Origin of the sequence: Tamaricihabitans halophyticus, from assembly GCF_004340875.1 — a bacterium.
In the GTDB taxonomy this organism is placed as follows: Bacteria; Actinomycetota; Actinomycetes; order Mycobacteriales; family Pseudonocardiaceae; genus Tamaricihabitans; species Tamaricihabitans halophyticus.
In genome coordinates this window covers 1-19427 of record NZ_SLXQ01000032.1, presented here as the reverse complement: position 1 = coordinate 19427, position 19427 = coordinate 1, and the positions used below count along the sequence as shown (strand labels likewise).

Annotated in this window: 21 protein-coding genes and 1 pseudogene; 16 read left to right on the top strand and 6 right to left on the bottom strand. The window is 65.8% G+C overall.

What is annotated here, in order from left to right:
- On the bottom strand, positions 1-419 hold a 419-nt coding region (locus tag EV191_RS29660), incomplete at its 3' end, for an MFS transporter (protein ID WP_243659336.1).
- A gap of 93 nt (positions 420-512) precedes the next feature.
- Between EV191_RS29660 and EV191_RS29655 the strand changes: the two genes are divergently transcribed.
- The 7 genes from EV191_RS29655 (at position 513) to EV191_RS29625 (ending at position 7125) form a co-directional block, all read left to right on the top strand.
- Positions 513-1112 carry a TetR/AcrR family transcriptional regulator gene (locus EV191_RS29655; protein WP_132881393.1) on the top strand — a complete coding sequence of 200 codons (600 nt, stop codon included), beginning with the start codon at positions 513-515 and terminating at the stop codon, positions 1110-1112.
- Between the two features lie 431 nt (positions 1113-1543).
- Complete coding sequence (locus tag EV191_RS29650; protein WP_132881391.1) at positions 1544-2431, top strand: NAD(P)-dependent oxidoreductase; 888 nt, start codon at positions 1544-1546, stop codon at positions 2429-2431.
- A gap of 120 nt (positions 2432-2551) precedes the next feature.
- Positions 2552-2755: a tautomerase family protein gene (locus tag EV191_RS29645; RefSeq protein ID WP_132881389.1), complete on the top strand. Its 204-nt coding sequence runs from the start codon at positions 2552-2554 to the stop codon at positions 2753-2755.
- 190 nt (positions 2756-2945) lie between these two features.
- Positions 2946-3899, top strand: a complete 954-nt coding sequence (locus EV191_RS29640; RefSeq protein WP_165913172.1) for a tripartite tricarboxylate transporter substrate binding protein — start codon at positions 2946-2948, stop codon at positions 3897-3899.
- A 61-nt stretch (positions 3900-3960) separates the two neighbouring features.
- Positions 3961-4443 carry a tripartite tricarboxylate transporter TctB family protein gene (locus EV191_RS29635; RefSeq protein ID WP_132881386.1) on the top strand — a complete coding sequence of 161 codons (483 nt, stop codon included), beginning with the start codon at positions 3961-3963 and terminating at the stop codon, positions 4441-4443.
- Positions 4440-5954, top strand: a complete 1515-nt coding sequence (locus tag EV191_RS29630; RefSeq protein ID WP_132881384.1) for a tripartite tricarboxylate transporter permease — start codon at positions 4440-4442, stop codon at positions 5952-5954. The genes EV191_RS29635 and EV191_RS29630 overlap by 4 nt, the downstream gene beginning before the upstream one ends.
- 82 nt (positions 5955-6036) lie before the next feature.
- Positions 6037-7125, top strand: coding sequence for a pyridoxal phosphate-dependent aminotransferase (locus tag EV191_RS29625; protein WP_165913171.1), 1089 nt, complete (start codon positions 6037-6039; stop codon positions 7123-7125).
- Between the two features lie 44 nt (positions 7126-7169).
- On the opposite strand, the gene EV191_RS29620 is transcribed toward EV191_RS29625, so the two are convergent.
- Together EV191_RS29620 and EV191_RS29615 are read right to left on the bottom strand one after the other, a co-directional pair.
- Positions 7170-7994: an SDR family oxidoreductase gene (locus EV191_RS29620; protein WP_243659335.1), complete on the bottom strand. Its 825-nt coding sequence runs from the start codon at positions 7992-7994 to the stop codon at positions 7170-7172.
- Positions 7963-9069, bottom strand: coding sequence for a mandelate racemase/muconate lactonizing enzyme family protein (locus EV191_RS29615; protein ID WP_243659338.1), 1107 nt, complete (start codon positions 9067-9069; stop codon positions 7963-7965). The genes EV191_RS29620 and EV191_RS29615 overlap by 32 nt, the downstream gene beginning before the upstream one ends.
- A 290-nt stretch (positions 9070-9359) precedes the next feature.
- Between EV191_RS29615 and EV191_RS29610 the strand changes: the two genes are divergently transcribed.
- Positions 9360-10109, top strand: a complete 750-nt coding sequence (locus tag EV191_RS29610) for a FadR/GntR family transcriptional regulator (protein ID WP_165913170.1) — start codon at positions 9360-9362, stop codon at positions 10107-10109.
- Between the two features lie 155 nt (positions 10110-10264).
- Here EV191_RS29610 and EV191_RS29605 read toward each other — a convergent pair whose 3' ends face one another.
- Entirely contained in the window at positions 10265-10879 is a 615-nt protein-coding gene (locus tag EV191_RS29605; protein WP_132881377.1) for an MFS transporter, read from the bottom strand.
- A 649-nt stretch (positions 10880-11528) separates the two neighbouring features.
- On the opposite strand from EV191_RS29605, the gene EV191_RS29600 reads away from it, so the two are divergent.
- On the top strand, positions 11529-12164 hold the full coding sequence (locus EV191_RS29600; protein ID WP_165913169.1) for an ABC transporter ATP-binding protein: 636 nt from the start codon (positions 11529-11531) through the stop codon (positions 12162-12164).
- 103 nt (positions 12165-12267) lie between these two features.
- Positions 12268-14121 (top strand): FtsX-like permease family protein, encoded by a 1854-nt coding sequence (locus EV191_RS29595; protein WP_165913168.1) that lies wholly within the window; start codon positions 12268-12270, stop codon positions 14119-14121.
- Between the two features lie 761 nt (positions 14122-14882).
- Here EV191_RS29595 and EV191_RS30770 read toward each other — a convergent pair.
- Positions 14883-15017: pseudogene (locus EV191_RS30770) on the bottom strand (HTH domain-containing protein); the annotation flags it as partial.
- 83 nt (positions 15018-15100) lie between these two features.
- On the opposite strand from EV191_RS30770, the gene EV191_RS29585 reads away from it, so the two are divergent.
- Complete coding sequence (locus tag EV191_RS29585) at positions 15101-16438, top strand: NAD(P)/FAD-dependent oxidoreductase (protein ID WP_132881374.1); 1338 nt, start codon at positions 15101-15103, stop codon at positions 16436-16438.
- Between the two features lie 106 nt (positions 16439-16544).
- On the opposite strand, the gene EV191_RS29580 is transcribed toward EV191_RS29585, so the two are convergent.
- The gene (locus tag EV191_RS29580) at positions 16545-17105 is read right to left on the bottom strand and encodes a hypothetical protein (RefSeq protein WP_132881372.1); all 561 of its coding nucleotides are present in this window, start codon (positions 17103-17105) and stop codon (positions 16545-16547) included.
- 134 nt (positions 17106-17239) lie between these two features.
- Between EV191_RS29580 and EV191_RS29575 the strand changes: the two genes are divergently transcribed.
- From EV191_RS29575 to EV191_RS29560, 5 genes are all read left to right on the top strand, one after another.
- Positions 17240-17458 carry a hypothetical protein gene (locus EV191_RS29575; protein ID WP_132881370.1) on the top strand — a complete coding sequence of 73 codons (219 nt, stop codon included), beginning with the start codon at positions 17240-17242 and terminating at the stop codon, positions 17456-17458.
- Positions 17430-17645: a helix-turn-helix domain-containing protein gene (locus tag EV191_RS31030; protein WP_132881395.1), complete on the top strand. Its 216-nt coding sequence runs from the start codon at positions 17430-17432 to the stop codon at positions 17643-17645. Before EV191_RS29575 ends, EV191_RS31030 begins: the two co-directional genes overlap by 29 nt.
- Before the next feature lie 443 nt (positions 17646-18088).
- A complete protein-coding gene (locus tag EV191_RS30880; RefSeq protein ID WP_279388482.1) occupies positions 18089-18223 on the top strand; it encodes a hypothetical protein in 135 nt (44 codons plus the stop codon).
- 14 nt (positions 18224-18237) lie between these two features.
- On the top strand, positions 18238-18441 hold the full coding sequence (locus EV191_RS29565) for a hypothetical protein (RefSeq protein ID WP_132881369.1): 204 nt from the start codon (positions 18238-18240) through the stop codon (positions 18439-18441).
- 36 nt (positions 18442-18477) lie between these two features.
- The gene (locus EV191_RS29560; protein ID WP_132881367.1) at positions 18478-18717 is read left to right on the top strand and encodes a hypothetical protein; all 240 of its coding nucleotides are present in this window, start codon (positions 18478-18480) and stop codon (positions 18715-18717) included.
- The last annotated feature ends 710 nt before the right edge of the window (positions 18718-19427 follow it).

Here is a 19427-nt window from a genome sequence, read left to right as displayed (position 1 = left end):
GCGCGAGGGTCGGAGATCCGACGCGCATAACCGGCGAGCATCCCCCACAGAAGACCTGAGAACGCGCCGCCGATGAATCGGGCAACCAGTGCGACGACCAGCGTAGGCGCGAGTGCGGTCAGAGTATTCGCCACCACGAACCCGAGGAGACCTGTGACGAGCAGCGGCTTGCGGGATATCCCCTGAGTCATGGCGATGGCAGGAATCGCGGCCAGCACGGTACCCAGGGCGTAGGCCGATACCAGCTGACCAGCCGTCCCCTCGGAGACTCCGAAGCTGCTGACAAGTTGGGGCAGCAGGCCGGCCGGAAGCGTTTCGGTCATGATCACGATGAACCCGGTCATCGCCATCAGGGCCAGGGCGAAGACCGGGAGACGGGGCGGCGCTTCGGCCACGGACAAGGCCGGGGATGCCGACATGGAGTCTCCTTCAATATTGGAATGAACAATCCAATATTGAACCCTAGGGCTCGGCCATGTCAAACTGGATCGAACAGTCCGAAAGGAGTGCCGATGCCCCCTGCCGGCCGACCCAGGAAGTTTGATGAGAAGCGCGTGCTGAACGCGGCCATGGAGACGTTCTGGGAGTACGGGTACGAGGCCACGAGCCTGGCCCAACTTCGAGAGGCCACGGGTCTGTCCTCAGCGAGCCTTTACGGAGCCTTCAGCTCGAAGGCTGAGCTCTTCAGGCGCGTCGTGGAGCACTACATCGACGGGCCCGGTCAGGTGACGGAGCTCTCCCTTCGGGAGAGGCCTGCGGCCGACGCTCTTGAGGCCATGCTCCTGGACTCCATCGCTATGCAGTCGGAGGCCTCCCACCCCGCAGGGTGCCTGGTCGCACTCTCCGCGGTGGTGGGAGCTGCCTCCGAAGACAGTGCCGCGGCCCGCGAAGCGGTCCAGCTGCGGCGGCAGGCTGACCGCGATCGGATCACCGCCTGCGTCCGGGCTGGAATCTCGGACAGGAGTCTCCAGCAGGACCTCGACCCCTTGTCGGCATCGGCGGCGGTGCACACCTTCCTGCTCGGGATCTCTACCCAGCTCCGCGACGGGGTTGATGCGGGCCAGCTGAGTCAGGCGGCATCGATGCTGCTGGCGCAGATGAGATCCCATTGAGCCGAGTAGGCGCCTCAAAGATCATCGACCGATTCACCCGCCGAGGCCTGGCCAACGCCAACTCTCTGGCCCAGAAACCAGGCGCGTGAAGCACCGTGACGATCTGATCAAGCAGCGCACTCGGGCCATTAACCGGCTGCATGCCTGAAAAAACGACTGTCCGATGTGGTCTACCGTTAGTTTCTCCGCGACGCCGACCAGGCGATGGCCGCGGGCCAGAGAGGGCACGGTTTCACCGACCCGTCGGAGAAACCGCCTGAGCAGTCGTTCGTCAGGACTGTGCTTGACGAGATCGGGAGACGAGCTAGGATCAAAATCGGGTCACCCAATAATCCTCGTCGGTTCGGATTGGGCCGGCGTGACCGTCGGATGCCACGGCGTCGGGGTCGAACCGGCCACTGCATTCACACGACAGCGGAAGGAACACGCACATGAAGGTCGGCTTTATCGGACTCGGCAAGATGGGCGCGGGAATGGTGCGCAACGTGGCCGCGAAGTTCAGCGTGACCGCCTACGACGCCCAGTCGGCCGCGGTCCGGGCCGCGGTGAGTGCGGGCGCCATGGCCGGCGAGTCCGCCGCCGACACCGCGAGCGACGCGGACGTCCTGGTCACGATGCTGCCGGGGCCGCGGGAGATCGAAGCGGTGATGCTCGGCGACGGTGTGGCCTCGGCGTTGAAGCCGGGGGCGATCTGGGTGGACATGAGCAGTAGCAGCCTGGAGACATTGCGGCGGATCGTGTCCGCGCATCCGGATGGTGGCTGGACCGTCCTGGATGCACCCGTCACCGGTGGAGTTCCCGGAGCCGAGGCAGGGACCCTGCAGGTATTCGCGGGGGGCAGTGCGGAGGATTTCGAGCGTGCGGCCGAGGTGTTGGCCTCCATGGCGAACCCGGAGCGAATCCTGCACGTCGGCGAGCAGGGGGCTGGGTATGCGGTCAAGCTGTGTCTCAACCTCGGGTTCTTCTTGCATGCCATGGCCGGGGCCGAGGTGCTCGCGCTCGGGGTGAAGGCGGGCGTTGACCTGCGCTTGCTCCACGATGCGCTGGTCGGCAGCGGAGCGAGTAGCGCGTTCCTGGAGAACGATGCCGCACAGAACGTCTTTGCTGGTGACTACAAGGAGTACTTCCGCCTCGCACTGGCCATGAAGGACGTCCGGCTGGCCGTCGATCTGGGCCGTGAGGTCGGTGTGCCTCTCGAGCTGTCGGCGATCGTGGAGCAATTGATGTGCCGCGCCTACTTGACCTACGGCGACGGTGGCCAACTGCTGGCGGTCAAGCAGCTTGAGGAAACCGCTGGGATCGAACTACGCCGTGACTGAGTCGTCGCGCTCACGCCCAGTCAGGTTGACCGCAAGGGACCAGTTTTCTAGCCTGTGAAATTGGTTCACCCAATATTGGGCGTGGTCTCCGAACCAGCCCGACGATTTCCAGGAGTTCTGATGCCCATCATCGACGTCTCCCTCAGTCCGGGTCGCACGACCGACCAGTTGCGTGCACTGGTGGAGGAGTTGACCGAGGCCACCCACAGTTCCCTCGGCGTTTCCCGTGACCGCGTGCGAATTCTGCTCCGTGAAGTGCCGGACACGCACTGGGCGACCGCCGGGGTGACCACCGAGCAGGCAAAACAGGAAGGCACTCACTAGTCGCGTTGACAGTCGCGGAAGGCGACCCTAGTGTCCCTATATTGGGTCACCCGGTAGGCCAAAAGAGATCCGAGTGATTCGGAGACAGTGCAGTCCTGCCCGAGGCGGAGGTTGAGACAACGTGGTCCAGCGGAGAGCGGGGTGTCGGCGGCCCAGGGCCGGGACGCGCCAGTGGGCAGCCGGAGCCGCGGTGGCGGTGCTGCTGACCGGAAGTTGTGCGGGCAGTGACTCCACGGACGAGACGCAATCCAGTGGAGGAGGTCACTACCCCACCAGGGGAATCGAGTTCGTGGTGCCCTTCGACGCGGGCGGAGGCACCGACCAGCTCGCACGACGCCTCGCCGCAGCGGCCGAGCGCACCTGCGGCACGAACATCATCGTGACCAACAAGTCCGGCGGGAGCGGACTGGTCGGGCTCACGGAGGGGCTCGCCGCCCGGCCGGACGGTTATACCTTAGTCCTCGCGACCTCCAGCACGCTGCTGGCCAGCCATTTCGGAATATCGGACGTGTCGCCGGAGGACATCACCGCCGTCGCGAAGATCAACGAGGATCCTTCGGTGCTGTCGGTGGCCGCGGGCTCGCCTTACCGGAGCATCGAGGATTTCCTGGCCGCGGCACGCGACGGTGAACGGTTGCTCGTCAGCACTAGCGGTAGCGGCTCGATCTGGGAGCTGTCCTTCGCGGGCATGGCCCGTGCCGCCGATGTGCCGCCGATGGTGAACGTCCCTTACGAAGGTGCGGGTCCTGCCCTGATCGCGCTGCTCGGCGGTGAAGTCGACGCGACGTCGATCAGCGGTGTGGAGTCCCGCACTCAGATCGAACAGGGTTCGGTGCGTCCGTTGGCCGTGATGGGCGATGAACGCCTGGCGTTCCTTCCTGACGTGCCGACGCTCAAGGAGTCGGGCATCGACTGGGTTTCGACGGTATGGCGCGGGCTCGCAGTAGCCCCCGGCGTTCCGCAGCCCGTGGTTGACCGCCTCGACGCCTGCATGGCCGAGGCGTATCGCGACAAGGGATTTCAGGCGTGGATGCGGGACCAGGGATACGGCCTGAGCTATCAGGACGCCGCGGAGTTCCAGCGTTGGCTGGCCGCGGACTTCCGGCGAGCGGGAGAGTTGGTGACGTCCCTTGACCTCGGTTGATCCGACCGTGACTGCGGGGAAGACTGCCCACGGAGTCGATGATGGGTGCCTCTCCGGTCCGGTGGCTCACGGTGGCCAGGAAAGTCTTGCCGGTGCGCTGGCGGGCGCGCTTCCGCTGCTGGTCTTCCTGAGCACGGGAATTCTCTGGCTGGCCATGGCGCTGGGGTTCCCCGCTGCTCGCGAACCATCCGACCCGGGGTCGGGGGCGCTGCCAAGCGCGGCAGCGGCCCTCGTCATCGTGATCGCTGGCTGGCTGCTGCTCCGCCGCCCTGTGGGAACGCCGCTGCCGACCGGCTCCGCCGCACGAAGGGTCGGGCTGATCGTGGTGGCGATGATTGGGTACGCAGTGGTCTTCACGGGGCTGGGTTTCGTACTGGCCACCACGTTGTTCCTGCTGGCAACGCTGATCAACGGCGGGGTGCGGCGGGGGTGGCAACTCGTGCTCCTCCCGCCCCTGATCGGGATCGGGCTCTTCTACATTTTCGACGCCGGGCTACAAGTCGCGCTCCCGCCCGGGCCGCTGTCCGGGGTTCTGCCATCATGAGCAACTGGATGGAGGGGCTCGCCGCCGCGTTCTCGCCGCTGTCGCTGTTGTTGATGGCGGTCGGTGTCGTACTCGGCATGTTCGTCGGGGCAATTCCCGGCTTCTCGGCCACGATGGGCATCGCCGTCCTGTTGCCGTTCACGTTCGCGCTGGACCCTGTTCCCGGGCTCATGCTGTTGCTGGGCCTCTATGGCAGTGCGCTCTATTCCGGTGCGATTCCGGCCATTCTGTTGCGCATACCCGGAACGCCCGGTGCGGCGGCGACGGTCATCGACGCCGGCCCGATGGCCGCACGAGGTGAGGCAGGCAAGGCACTGTCGATCTCACTGGTGTGCTCGGTCATCGGTGGAGTCATCGGCGTGGTGCTATTGGCGATGCTGGCGCCGGTGATGGCGGATTTCGCGCTGTCTTTCGGTTCCGCCGAGTACTTCATGCTGGCGGTGTTCGCGTTGGCTGTGATCGTGTCGCTATCCGATGGGGCGGTGCTCAAGGGCGCTCTTAGTGCCCTGATCGGGTTGTCGCTGGCGTTCATCGGTCTCGACCCGATCCAGGCATACGCCCGATACGACTTCGGCATGCCCCAACTGCTGTCCGGCGTGTCCTTCATTCCTGTCCTGATTGGACTTTTCGGAGTGGCCGAGGCGCTGGTGCAGTACGAGCGGATGCATCGCGGGCGGGAGAAACCGGCCACCGCGGGGTCGTTTGGGCTCTCGGGAAAGGAATGGCGCGCGCTGGCGCCGGCGACCTGGTGGTCCTCGCTGAGCGGTTTCCTGGTCGGGGTCGCACCGGGGGCGGGCGGCACGGTCGCCTCTTTCCTTGCCTACGACCACACCAAGCGCTTTGCCCATGACAAATCGCGGTTCGGCAAGGGCGATCCGCGCGGGGTCGCCAGCGCTGAGGCGGCGAACAACGCCAGCATCGCGGGTGGGATCGCCCCGATGCTGACCCTCGGCGTGCCGGGCGACGCGGCGACGGCGCTGCTGATCGGAGCGCTGACGGTGCAAGGGATCCAGCCAGGACCCCGGTTGTTCTCGAGCAGCCCCGACTTGGTCTACGGGCTGTTCGTCGGCCTTGTGGTCATCTACCTGCTGACCCTGCTGGCTGGATTGCTCGGCACGCGGTTGTGGGGATCGGTGCTGAAGGTGCCGCCGAACATCATGTGGCCTGTGGTCATCGTGCTGAGCGTGTTGGGTGCCTACGCTCTGCGCTACAACGTGTTCGATATCGCGGTGATGGTCGTTGCGGGTGTTGTCGGGTACCTCATGCTCAAAGGCGGTATCCCGGTCATTCCGCTGGTCGTCGGCCTGGTGCTAGGCCCTATCGCCGAGTCGGGATTGCGTAGGGCGCTGATCATCAACGACGGCTCGTTCTCGTTCGTGCTGCAGCCGGTGTCGCTCACGCTGTTGGTGCTCACGCTCGTCGCTATTGCACTGCCTGTCGTGCGTGCCGCGCGGGCCCGTAACGCCGCCCGTCAGGGCAAGGTCGCGCGACAGCCCGTCGACCATTCCTGAGCCCTTGCCCCGATGCGAAAGGTGAATGATGATCGTGCCTCCCACGGAATCCACTACTGCCAACTTGCCAGGACGCCTGCACGTGGCGTCGCGTCGTCCGTCCACACTGGGCATCGTCCCCGAAGGCACCGTCTCGCTCGCGATGGGCGAGCCGTTCGGCGGCACCCCAGAGGTCGTCGTGGACGCGGCGATCACGTCGCTGCGCCGCGGCCGTACCCGGTACGCGCCACTGACCGGCGATCCGAGTCTGCGGGCAAGAGTGGCCCGGCACCTGGGCGACGGTGTGACCGAAGCCGGGGTCGTGCTCACGCACGGTGCGAGCGCGGGGCTTGCCGCGGTGGTACTCGCCTTGGTGGACCAGGGTGACCGGGTAGTGCTGCCCGAACCCACCTACTCGCTCTACGCCGATCACGTTGCGATGGCGGGCGGGAACGTGGACTGGGTATCGACGCTGCCCGAGGGCGGGCTTGACCTGGACCGGCTGGCGGAGCTCGTTCCCGGCTCGAAGCTCGTGATGCTGTGCAACCCGAGCAATCCGACCGGCCGTATTCTGTCCGAGTCCGATCTCCGGGGCCTCGCCGATCTCGCGGCCGCCCACGGCGCCTGGGTACTGGTCGATGAGGCCTATCGCGACATCGTCTTCGACGCGGGCACGTTCACGTCGGCACTGTCGCTGTCGGCCACGCATCCGAACGTGGTCTGCTGCGGGACGTTTTCCAAGAGCTATGCGATGACCGGCTGGCGCTTGGGCTGGGTCGCGTGCGGGGAGGAACTGGCGGCTGACGTCAACCTGATCCATCGCTCGATCAACGGGGCGCTGAACACGTTCGTCCAGGATGCCGCGCACGTGGCACTGGAACTTCCGGCGGACCACCTTGCCACGCTTGTCGCGGGATTCCGGGAGCGCAGAGACTTGGTTGTCGACGCGTTGGAGGGGCTAGAAGGTGTGACTCTCGCCAGGCCGCAAGGCGCCTTCTATGCCTTTCCACGGATCGAGGGCGTCACTGACTCCCGTGCGTTCACCATGCGCCTGGCACAGCGCGGCGTGCTGGTGAGAGCGGGCTGGGAGTACGGGCCATCAGGTGAGGGACATGTTCGGATCTCGTTCGCCACCGACCTCGATGCACTGCGACTGGGCTTGGATCGGTTGCGAGATTATCTTGCCACATAAGGGATTTGAGTAAGGGGCCCGCCGTCGATCGGCGGGCCCCTTACTCAAATCCCGCGCCGGGCGCCGCCGTCCACGGGCAACGCTACGCCGTTGAGGTAGGACGCCGCCGGTGACAACAGGAATGCGGCGATCCTGCCGAACTCCTCGGGTTCGCCCGCGCGGCCCAGCGGGATGGCGGAGAGGCGTTGCCTGGTCGCCTCTTCACCTGCTCGCCTGGCGACTTGTTCGCTGCGTTGGGTACGGATCAGACCGGGCAGTAACGAGTTGACCCGGATGCCGTTGTCCCCGAGTTCGTCGGCGAGCGTCTTGGCCAACATCGCCAGTCCCGGCCGGAATCCGTTTGACAGCGCCAAACCTGGAATCGGGGCGTGTACTGAGGACGACAGCACCAAGGCTATCGATCCGGGTGCGTCGCGGTCGACGAGGTGCTGAGCCAACGACCGCATCATGCGTACGACACCGGCGAAGGTGCTGGTGTAGGCCTCGGCCCAGTTCTCGTCGGTGCTGTCGAGCAGTAATCCGGGGGGCGGTCCGCCGGTGCTGAGCAAGCCGCCGTCCAGCCGGCCGAATCGCCGCGTCGCCAGTTCCATGACTTCGCGGGGCGTCTCGGGATCGCCGAGATCGGCGGCGAGGGTAGCGACCGTGTTGCTGTCTCCACCGAGGTCGGCCGTTATCGTGGCGAGTCGTTCCGCTGAGCGTCCGACGAGAAGCACCTTCGCGCCGCCTGCTAGGAGCTCGCGGGCGGTGGCGGCCCCGAGGCCCGCCGATCCGCCCGTGACGACGAAGGCGTGATCATGGATGCCGAGATCCATCAGGTGATACTCCTTCCGGGTGTGGTCATCGGCGTGCGTCGAGCTCGCGGAGCGCATCTTCGTCGACGGTGACGCCCAGGCCTGGCCCTTCGGGGATGGCGATGTGTCCATCGAGGACCTCGACCTGCTCTTGGGTGATCTGCTGGCGGTACTTCAGCGGTCCCATGAGATAGGAAGGGTAGGCCAGGCTCGGGAGCGCCGCGGCGATGTGCAGTCCCATGGCGGTGGCCAGTCCCATTTCGATGACACTGCCGACCATTAGTCCGATTCCGTTGCCGTGGGCGATGTGCGCGGCGTGCATGGCCGTGCTGGGGCCGCCGAGCTTGGAATGGCCGAGATTGATGACGGTCGCGGTGTTCTCGCGGGCCACGGCGGCCGCGTCGGTCACGGTGCGGACGCTTTCGTCCGCGACGACGTCGACCTCCAACTTGGCGACGAGGTCGCGGATCGCGCCGGTTGCGGACGGTGGCAGCGGTTGTTCCAGCATCACCAGGTCGATTTCCCGGATCCGGGGGAGCGCTCGCATGAGGTCTGAAGGTGACCACATGCCGTTGATGTCGACGAACAGCCTCGTCTCGGGGCCGACTGCGTCACGCACGGCCTGTAGGCGGTCGATATCGGCGTCGAGTTCGCCCCTGCCGGCGTAGAGCTTGAGCCACCGGTAGGTCTCGGCCTGCTCGACCGCGGTCGCGGCGACCTTGGCGGGGTCGGCGTCCCAGCCGACCGAGCCGTGGACTTCGGTCCGCGTGCGGAACGCGCCGCCCAGCAACGCGTGGACCGGCAGACCCGACGCGCGCCCCACGAGGTCGAGCAGTGCGGTGTCGACCGCCGCGATGGTGAATGGGGCGAACCGCAGGATCTTGTGCAGTTCGGCTAGCAGTGCGATCCGGTTGCGTGGGTCGAGCCCGCTCAGCGCGGGGGAGATCCGCTGCTCGACAAGTTCGACGATCGAGGCTTGGGTTTCGCTAGTGAAGGCGGGGACGGGGCATGCCTCGCCGTAGCCGGTCACCCCGTCGTCGGTGCGGATGAGCACGACGACGTTGGGCGAGGTGGAGCGGTCGGTGGTGCCGAACCGGAACGTCGAGCGGAACGATACCGCCAGCGGTATCGCCTCGACGGACGTGATTTTCATGGTGCAGGGGCTCCGTTCTGATCTTGAGCCGATCTGCCGATCGACGTACTGAGGGCCGGATGTGATCGCGGACCTCAGCCGACGGTACAATTGGGTGACCCAAAAGTCCACCTGGCTTGGTGTACTGAGATGTTCGCCGACAAAAGGATCGCCGTCGAAGTCGCGTACGCCACCCTGCCGCACGCGGCTGGCAACTTCTACCTCGATGACAAGCCGACGTGCTCCATCGTGTCCCGCAGCCGTTCGGCGGTCGCAGGGCATCGGGGACCAACGACATGGCTCCAGGAGGTATGCTGGTCGGACGAACTGGTTCAGCGGGTATTCCGGAAGTGAGGGAGTACGTGGGCGAGGCGGTGGACTCGGCACTGCATGTTCCCCAAACGCAGCGACGTTACGAGGCAGTGGTCGACGGGATCTTGAAGCTGGTCGAGGCCCGGGGGCTGAAACCAGGTCAGCCGTTGCCGACCGAACGAGAGCTTGCCGACGTGTTCGGCGTGAGCCGCAATGTCCTGCGGCAAGCGTTCGGTATCCTCGAAGAGCGTGGACTGCTGCAGACCGTGCGAGGTTCCGGCAGGTATCTGCGCGAGGGTGTCGACGACACGATGCGTTCCCCGCGTGCCTCGGTCGAACTGGCCTCGATCGTAGATTTGCTTGAAGCGCGTGCGCTGGTGGAAGTACAGGTGGCCGGGCTCGCGTGCGAGCGCAGGACCGCGGGTCAGGCCGAATCGTTGCGGTTGCTGGCATCGCGGTTGACCTCATGGGAGGACAATCTCGCGTTCCACTGCGCTATCGCGGAGGCGACGCAGAACTTCGTCCTGGAACGACTGGTGCGTCAGCAGGCAGAACTCGCGGGACAGTTGCATCAGCGCGAGCACTACGACGATCCGGCCGAACTGGAGCGCATGCGGTCCGAGCACCTCGCCATCGCCGCTGCGATCGCCGCAAGGGATGTCGACCGTGCGCAGCGCCTTGCCAGGGAACACCTGCGCCGCACCCGTCACCTCATCCTCGAAGCCCCGGACACTGATCAACCGGAGTGAGCACAGCCCGATCGTGCGGGGATAGCTGCCCTGTGATGCTGAACCCGTTTCGGCGGGAATACTCGTCACACGACCAAGCGGCGTTCGACTCAGGTCGCCGACCGCGTCGAGAGGCGCCGTTCGCGTTACAGACCCTCTGGCTTTGCGGACAGGCCTTAGGTCGCTGACGGGTACCGGCGGGATCGGTACTGCCATGCGAGGAAAACCACCACAGCGGCAATGGGTATCGCGCCGAACAGCGTAGGGGCGCGGATTCCCGCGGAGCTCGCCAGCGCGCCGCCGATGAGTGCGCCCAGGACCTCCGCGCTGCGGCTTACGGTGAGGCACAGCCCGGAAACGCGCCCGTGCATCGCTGTGGGTACCTGCCGCTGTCGCATCGTGACGGCCGTGATGTTGAACAGGGCGAAGGCTCCGCTGCTGGCGAACAGCATGACCGCGGCGACGACGACGGTGTCGGTGAGGCCGAGTCCGACCTGGGACAGTGCCATTACCAGCCCGGAAACGACCAGTGCGGGCCACGGGCCAATGCGCCGCAGGACGTGCTCACCCAGTATGCCGACCGCTATCCCGCCGAGTGCTCCTACGACGAAGAGCAAGCCGTAGACGCCGGCCGTTCGATGTAGAGCCTCGGTGACGTACAGGACGAGGACCGCGAACCAGGCGGCATCCATCGCGCATACTACGGCTGAGGCGATCGTGACGTCCCGCATCTCGGGGTGCCGCCACAACCACCGAACTCCATCGCGAAGGTCGCGTTTTGTGGCCGCCATCGTGGAAGGCTGGTCCTGCGCTGCCTGTTCCGGGGCACCGGCCGGAACACGCTCGGGAGTGTTAGCAGCAGAATGATGCCGATGCCCAGCGTTTCGGTGTTGATGGCGAAAGGCAGAACCGCGGCCACGCCGAACAGCCAGCCGCCCGCTGCGGGGCCCGCCAGTTCCGTCCCCACGATCTGCCCAGTGACCACCGGCGAGTTGACCCGTTCCGGACCGGCGGGTTCGACAGGCGCGGCACGACGATTGCTGCCGCGGTCACGCGCAGCGCCGAACCTGTGCCGGTGATGAAGACGGCCGCGTAGATGAGCCCGAGACTGACCACATCGGCCAGGGGAAATCGCTCCGTACCAGCCGCGCGCCCAGCGGGATGTCCTCCTTGAGGAAATGGCGCGATCGCCTGCGGTACAAGCAACTCCCGGAAGGCCGTTTCCCGGCGCATGTGCTCGTGGTCATCCGATTCGGCCAGGAACGGGACGTCTCCTCGCCGTTGTGCGGGTTCAGCCGGTTACCGAAGCGTTCACTGTAGGCATGTTACGGTCACTATCCACGGTCACGCTAACTGTGTCCGTGGGGTAGAGCACGGTATACTCGTAAGACTCCGCCAGAGGCCAGTGCCCTCGTCGAAGTCACAGGGTTGGCTATGTGTATGGCGGACCAGATACTGCGGGTGGTGTCGCTGTCCCGCTCCTACGGCGAGCGGGAAACCATCGTGCACGCGTTGCGTGAGGTCAGCTTTGACATTCCTCAAGGTGCCTTCATCGCCGTGATGGGATCGTCCGGCTCGGGTAAGTCAACGCTCCTGCAGTGTGCCTCGGGCTTGGACCGCCCGACCTCGGGGTCCGTGCTGCTGGCAGGTGCCGACCTGACCACGTTATCCGAGCTGGAGCTCACCGAGCTGCGGCGGATGCGGATCGGATTCATGTTCCAGGACTACAACCTACTCCCCGCGCTCACCGTGGAGCAGAATGTCGCGCTGCCCCAGCGGCTCGCTGGTTACAAACCGAGAGGGAACGACATCTCGCGCGTGCTGTCTTGGGTCGGTTTGGAGAGCCTGCGCCGTCGACGGCCTTCGGAGATATCCGGTGGCCAGCGGCAGCGCGTGGCGCTCGCCCGGGCTCTGGCGAGCGCGCCAGACGTCCTGTTCGCCGATGAGCCGACCGGCGCGTTGGACTCGAAGTCCGGGCGCGAGGTGTTGGAGCTGCTGCGGTGGATGGTCGACCAGCATGGCCGCACCACCGTAATGGTGACACACGACCCAGTGGCCGCAGCGGTCAGTGACTAAGTGCTGTTCCTTGCCGACGGGCAGCTTGTCGATGTGCTGGACCTGCCGACTGCCAAGGAAGTTGCCGCGCGCATGGCCCTGCTGGAATCCGGGGGAGCCTGACATGCTGGTACTGGCCGGCCAGACGTTGCGGAGCCGCAAGTCCGCGTTCGTCGGGTCGTTCGTCGCGCTCGTGCTCGGCTCGGCGATGCTCACCGCCGCGGTTTCCGTCATCACCTCGGCCGGATCGATTCAGCTCACTGGCGAGGACAAAGAAGCGCTTGACGCCGTTTCTTCCGTTATCGGCTTTATGGCCGGGCTTACCGCGTTCCTTTCGGTCTTCATTGTGGCCAGTACGTTCGCGTTCGCCGTTGCGACAAGAGCGCGGGAACTGGCGCTGCTACGAATGGTCGGGGCTACACCGAAACAAGTACGGCGGCTGGTCCGGGCGGAGGCGCTGCTTGTCGGCCTTCTCGGCGCCATTGTCGGGTGCCTGCTCGGGTTGTTACTCGGGACCGGGCTGGCCGGTTTGTTGGTGTTGGTCGGCGTCGCGCCGGATGGATTCGAGCTGCAGCTTTCCGGAGCGACTATGTACGTTGCGTTGCCGGTGGCCTTCGCAACCGGATTGATCGTGACGTGGTTCGGCGCCGGATCGGCCGCGCGGCGTGCGAGTAAGCTCAGGCCGCTAACCGCGTTGCGTGACGTTGATGTCGACACCCGCGTGATGACCGGTAAGCGCTGGTTCATGGGCTTGCTGTTCCTCGGTATTGGGATCGCCGAGATCGTTATCCTGCCCAGTCTCGACGGCGATGTGCAGATCCCGATCGTGGTGTTTCTGGCCGAGCCTTTCGTCATCGCGGCCGTGTTGCTGGCGCCCGTGTTCGTCGGCCGGCTCTACTCGTCGTTCACGCGCGACACCTCGGCGACCGGCATGCTGGCGGGAGCGAACCTGCGCACCGGAGTCCGGCGTACGGCAGCGACTTCCGCGCCGGTTTTGCTTGCCGTAGGCATTTGTGGCTCCTTGCTTGGCGTATCGCTGGTCATGTCCGCCGCGACCGATACCAGTATCCGCGAGCTGTACGCCAGCGATTTCGTGATTAGTGGCAACGTGGACACTGCAGTATCCGCGGCCAGGCAGGCACCCGGGGTGGAAGGCGTAAGCACGATCGGCGACGCCCGGGTTCGGACCGTGGCCGCCGACGGCCTATGGGACCAGCCGGTGAGCGCCACCGTCGTGGACCCGGGAACCATGCAGTCAGCCTTGCGGCTGAGTGACATCGCTGGTTCGCCAGACCAATTGCGTGGCCCCGCGGTGATGATCGGCCGGAGCCTTGCCGGGTCCATGGGCTGGGAGTTGGGCGGCGAGTACTCGATGCGGCTGCCCGATGGTGCCTCGCATCAGGTAAGGGTCGTCGCAACCTATCAAGACAACGCGCTGATCCAGTCGATGTTGGTGGCGAGGGACTTCGTTCCGGCCGAAACCACGACGGTGCACGTCTCTGCCCCGGATGACCCGAAGCAGGCGCGGGATGCCGTGGCCAAACGGTTGCCCGGTTCACAGGTGACCGGTACCGAGGATTGGCTGGAACCGCTGATCAAGGAACAAAGCAGCGGGATGCAGTCCGGATCGTGGCTGCTCAGCGGGTTCGCGTTGATCTACACGCTGCTGGCGATCGCCAACACGACGGCGATGGCCTTCCGGTCGCGCCGCCACGAATTCACGTCGCTGCGCTTCCTCGGCGCCAACGCCGGCCAGCTGCGGGACATGGTGCGCCACGAATCGATCGCCCTCGGCCTGGGAGGTGCCGTGCTAGGGGGTGTGATCGCCTTCGGCACGTCTGTGGCGGCATGGGCCGCGTTGCGAACGAGTGTTCCGGATACGCCGCTCGTCCTGCCGGTACTGGAAGTTCTCATGCTGACCGCTTGCTGCGTGGGAATGATGACCGCGGTTTCCGCAGTTGCTGTCCGCAAGATGTGAACCTGACCTTAGCTCGCCAGGCGAGTAGCAACAGCACGATTTCTCGGCCATTCGGGGCAACCCTTCACCGCATTCTCCCTACCAGCTAAGAAACATCACAAGGTCAGCGACAGAGCCGTTCGACAGACACACCCCGGCTCCACGCACGCAGGGCTGGTCCTATGGCGACACTTCGAGGGCGACGACGCTTGTCATCGGCAAGGTGCGGGGACGGGTAGCTGCCGGGTCGTCTGGTGTTCCACACCCGGTGGAGCACGACAGGAAGAATGGGGACATAACGGAGCCCAGACTGCCCGTGAGCAATCGAGAATTTGATCCTGAAGTTGACAGAACACCAGCATTTAATCCATAGGTTCCGGGTTCGAGCCCCGGCGGCGCACCAGCTCGTCGTTGTTCAAACCGCTGACATCATCGGTTCGAGTCCTACCTGGGTCTCCGCCCGCCCGCCGGTGTAGCACGGTGGACTGGACCCCGGGTTTGAAGATCACATTGAATGGCACCCGGACTCTTCGTCGACGGCGTCGGCTTCGATGACGTGGCCACAGCCTCGATCTGAGTTTCGAGAAATGCCAGGCGCTTAGCGATCGTTCGGCATGGGGCGTCGGGCGCGTCCGATCACCCGTTGGCGTCGGCGCTATGGCTGACCACTGTCGATACCCGTGACGCCGCCCTCCGGCGGTTCGTGCGGTGTGAACCTCGGCTTTTGAGGTCGAGCCGGTCGACGTCCCAGCCAACCAGGTACCACTGCCGGCTTCCTGCGGCTCGACGTCAGGCCGGGAGGCATGGCCGGTGCGGGTGGTGACTTCCAGCCGCTCGGCCAGCTTGGTGCCCGAGCACTTCCGGTGGGACTGCAGCAGGGACAGCAGCCTGAGCAGGCGCGCTGACGCTTGCCGCATGATGACGATGCTTCTCTTGTCTTAAGGGACCGCAGAGACGGGGAGAGGGTCCGGTGACCGCACGGGGCCGTAGGGAGGACACGATGAGCGCGGAAATCCGCCCGGACGCCGTTGTGGTTGGCGCGGGGGTGATCGGCTCGGCCGTCGCGCTCGAGTTGGCAAGAGCGGGCCGCCAGGTGGTCGTGGTCGACCGCGTGGGTGGGGTTGGCCAGGGCTCGACGAGCGCGTCGAGCGCCGTGATCCGGTACAACTTCTCGGCCTTGGCCGGGGTGGCGGTGGCCTGGGAGTCACAGTTCTGCTGGTCAGGTTGGGCCGATCACCTCGGCCACGACGTCGGGGAACTGGCCAAGTTCGAGCGCAGCGGCCTGGTCATGCTCGACGTGGACCTGGCTCCGCGTTCGGGTTGGCTCCCGTTGTTCGACGAGGTCGGCGTTCCGTACGAGGAGTGGGACGATGCGACGTTGGCGCAGCGTGTGCCGGGGATCGACACCGGCCGCTACTGGCCGCCCACGCGCGTCGACAGCGAGGAGTTCTGGTCCGACGCCACCGGCACGCTGGGAGGCGTCTACACCCCGGACGCCGGTTACGTCACCGATCCCCAGCTGGCCGCGCGGAACCTCGCGACCGCCGCAGTGAAGGAGGGTGCGGAGTTCCGGTTCCGTGCCGCCGTGACCGGGGTCGAGTCGGTGGCCGGCCGGGTTCACGCGGTCGTGCTGGCCGACGGGACACGGATCGTGGCGCCGGTCGTGGTGAACGCGGCAGGGCCGTGGTCGGGCAAGCTCAACGAGTTGGCCGGTGTCGGAGCGGACTTCACCGTCGGACTGCGGCCGATGCGGCAGGAGGTCGCGCACGTGCTCGCGCCCGAGGACTACCATCCGAACGGCGGGGTGGGACCGGCGGTGGCCGACATGGATCTTGGCACCTACTTTCGTGGCGAGGTCGGTGGTGGACTGTTGGTCGGCGGCACCGAGCCGGAGTGTGATCCGTTGCAGTGGCTCGACGATCCTGACGATGCGAAGCCGAACCCGACCATGGCGGTGTTCGAGGCGCAGGTGACGCGCGCGGCCAGACGGCTGCCACGAATGCGCGTGCCCAACCGGGCACGTGCGTGGCGTGGTCGGTGTCTACGACGTCGCCGACGACTGGACGCCGATCTACGATCGGACCGGACTGTCCGGGTTCTACGTGGCCATCGGAACCAGCGGCAACCAGTTCAAGAACGCGCCGGTCGTTGGTCGTGTGATGAGCGCGCTGATCGAGCAGGTCGAATCGGGAGCCGATCACGACGCGAACCCGGTCCAGTACCAGGGCGCGCACACCGGGCTGTGCATCGACTTCGGTGCGTTCTCACGCAAGCGGACACGCAACGAGGACAGTTCCGGAACCGTGATGGGATGACGGTCCATCGTAGATGGTGGTAGCGTCGGAACTCGACGCGAGGCCTGTGAAGTGATGGGTGCCGATGTCCGACACTGATCTTCAGTCTATTGTGGACGACCCCTCGATCCGGCTCCTCGCGGCCAGTCGTCACGTCGGCGACGAGGACGCGGTGCGCATCGGTTCGGTACTCAACCGGGCCGTGGAGTCCAAGCTCACCGATGACCTCTTCGCGCTGGGCATCGCCCGGTGGAGCGCACCCGCGTGGTCCACGTGGAGGGCGCCAAGCCGAGGTTGTGCGCGCCGGTGCGGTGCAGCGGCATGCTGGGATACCTCTGGTTCATCGCCGAGCACGGCGTGTTCGGCGACACCGAGCTCACCGCCGAGGCCGCGGTCGCGGCCGGCGCCGTTCTCTATCGCGGGCTTCTGCTGCGCGAGTGCTCCAAGGCGCGGCACGAGGCCATCCTGCGCGAGCTCGTCTCGCCCGACGTCGCCGTGCGCGCAGGCGATCGAGGACCTGCGTGCCGAGCAGTTGTTCGACGATCGCCGCGCCCACTTCACGGTCCTTGCCGTGCAGTGCCGTGCGGCCGAGGCTGCCGCTCCGCCGCAACAGGTCGTGTTCGAGGCGGCCATCGAGGACGGCGTGCGCACTGTCACCGACGACGTGGCGCTGATGGTGGCCAACCTGGCACGGGGCTGGATCCTGCTCATTCAGCGGCAACCTCCCACCCGGGCACTGGTTGACGCGGTGGCCGAGCGAAGCACCAGTCGGTTCCAGTGGCTCACCGACCGCCACTCGCATCCCGTCTTTCGGCCTCGGCCGCACGGTCGGCAAGCTCGACGCCGTGTCCAGCTCGCATCAGGAGGCGTTTCTGGCGGCGTGGGCCGCGGTGCTGTTGCCCGGAGTCGGAACCGTGGCACGGTGGGGCGAGCTGGGGCCCTACAAGCTGCTGCTGCGACTGCCGATGAACGACCTGCTCAGCACCGCGCAGGTGCCGGCGTTGCTGGAGATCGAGCGAGCGGACACATCACGTACTGCTCGACACGCTGACCGAGTTCTTTGATCACGGCGGCAACATCCGCACCGCTGACTCGCTGCACGTTCACAGGGCCACGCGCTACCAGCGGCTAAAACGGGTCGAGCAGATCACCGGCTGCAGCCTCGACAACGGCGACGACAGGCTCATGCTGCACCTCGACCTCAAGCTGCGCGCGATCACCGCTGTCCACCACGACCAACTCGGCAGCTGAACGACGGCTCTTGTCGCCGGCCGGCGTGAAGCGATGCCGATGAGGCCAGTGTCGAGTGCGGCTGGCAGGCACGACTGCCTGAGGCAACTCGGGTGTAGGCGTATTCGGCACGCCAGACACCGGTGTCAGGCGCTGTGGTCAACTGCGACACCGACTGGTTCGAGGAGCCCCATCGCGGTCGGCTCCAGGCGAGGTGCCGTGGGCACGAACACGCGTTCCGCGCGATCCCCGTCGCCGGGGCTGATGCGGACACGTTCCGGGTCGACGCGCCCGCGTTGGTCTCGTTGGCGGCTCGAAAGATGTGCGTCGGCATCGCGCCTGGTTCCGTGATGCCGGGCCGGTGTCGGCTGTGGACGTCGGCCGGCTCGTGCTCATCGCCTCCGCGTGGTCGTGTCGCACATCACGAGACGCCGGTCCCGATCGCGGGGACGCGAGGCTCAGTTGTGAGCGTTGAGGACCTCGACCGTGGCGGCGTAGCGGTTCTCGACCTCGGCGAAGCGCAGCGGCTTGACGCGGTCGATGACGACCTCGGTGACGTCGGGCTGGTTTGCCAGGATTTCCAGGTGTCGTCGATGTAGTCGGCCAGGGGATAGTGGGCCTCGACCTGGGAGCCTCCGGGTATGAGTTCGGTGCGGATCGCTGGTGTGCAGAGCTCCACCACTTCACCGATGTCGCGGGACTGGAGGAGCTCGGTGAAGGCAGCGACGAGGCGGATCGGGCCGATCACGTTGGTGTCGACTATGTGGACGGCAGTGTCCAGGAAGTCGGGCTCGGTCACGTCCTCCGGGGGCCATGATCCCGGCCATGGCCACGACGACGTTGAGGTCCGGGTGTGATCCCTTCGAACGTGCGGTGCCGCTTCATCACCACGATGCGGCGGGATCGGTGCGGTGAGGAGAGTCGCGGTAGCCGTCGGGTCGCACGGGCGTGTGCTCAGACGCGGCGGCTGGCGTTCGAGCGTGGCGGTGAGCTGTGCTACCTGCGTGATGATGCGGTCGCGTTCGGCCTCGAGCATGGCTCGCTGGTGATCGGTGGTGGTGTCGGTGTCGATACAAGGAAGCAGATGGTGTGAACACGGTAAGCCATGATCAACTACTCCCATTGTGCTCCCAAACACGACAAAACCCCCAACCGGTGATGATCACCGCTGGGGGTTTGACCTGCGGTAACAGGTGGTGCGCGATACTGGGATCGAACCAGTGACCTCTACCGTGTCAAGGTAGCCGCCGTTAGTTTCCTGACCTGCGGAAATCGAGATCCTGCAGGTTGTGGCGCTGCCATTGGGCGGGTTTGGGTACTGTTCGGTGCGCTTCAGGTCAGGTTGATCCTCCCAGAATCCTCCCAGGTTCTGCCTCCCACTGACGTCCGCGGTTCGTTGCTGTGGCCGTTGCGCGGTGCAGGTTTGTTGGTGGCTGGGGCAAGTCAGGGTCGTTTGTTGTGGTGGCGCTGGGTTTCGTGTCGCTCTGGCGGGCTTGGATCTGGGTAGGTGGTCGATGGTCGCCGTTCCGGATGTTGTTCTGGCGCGAAGTCCAAGTGGCCGTGGGGTCGTCGGTGGGCGTGTTCGCGTTCGTGGCGTTCTGGCAGCTTTGGCATCTGGCGTTCGCGTGGCGATCCGCTGTCGCTTTGGGAGGGCTAGTTGAGCTCGGCTAACCCGCTGGTTAAGAGGGCGCGGTTCGGCGTGTCGGGTGGGGGAGTGTCAGGAACTTCGTGGGCGGGCTGGTGATTGCCTACCTGGTTACTGTGCGTTGATCCGGTCTCCGTAGTGGAGGGATAGGGTGTTCA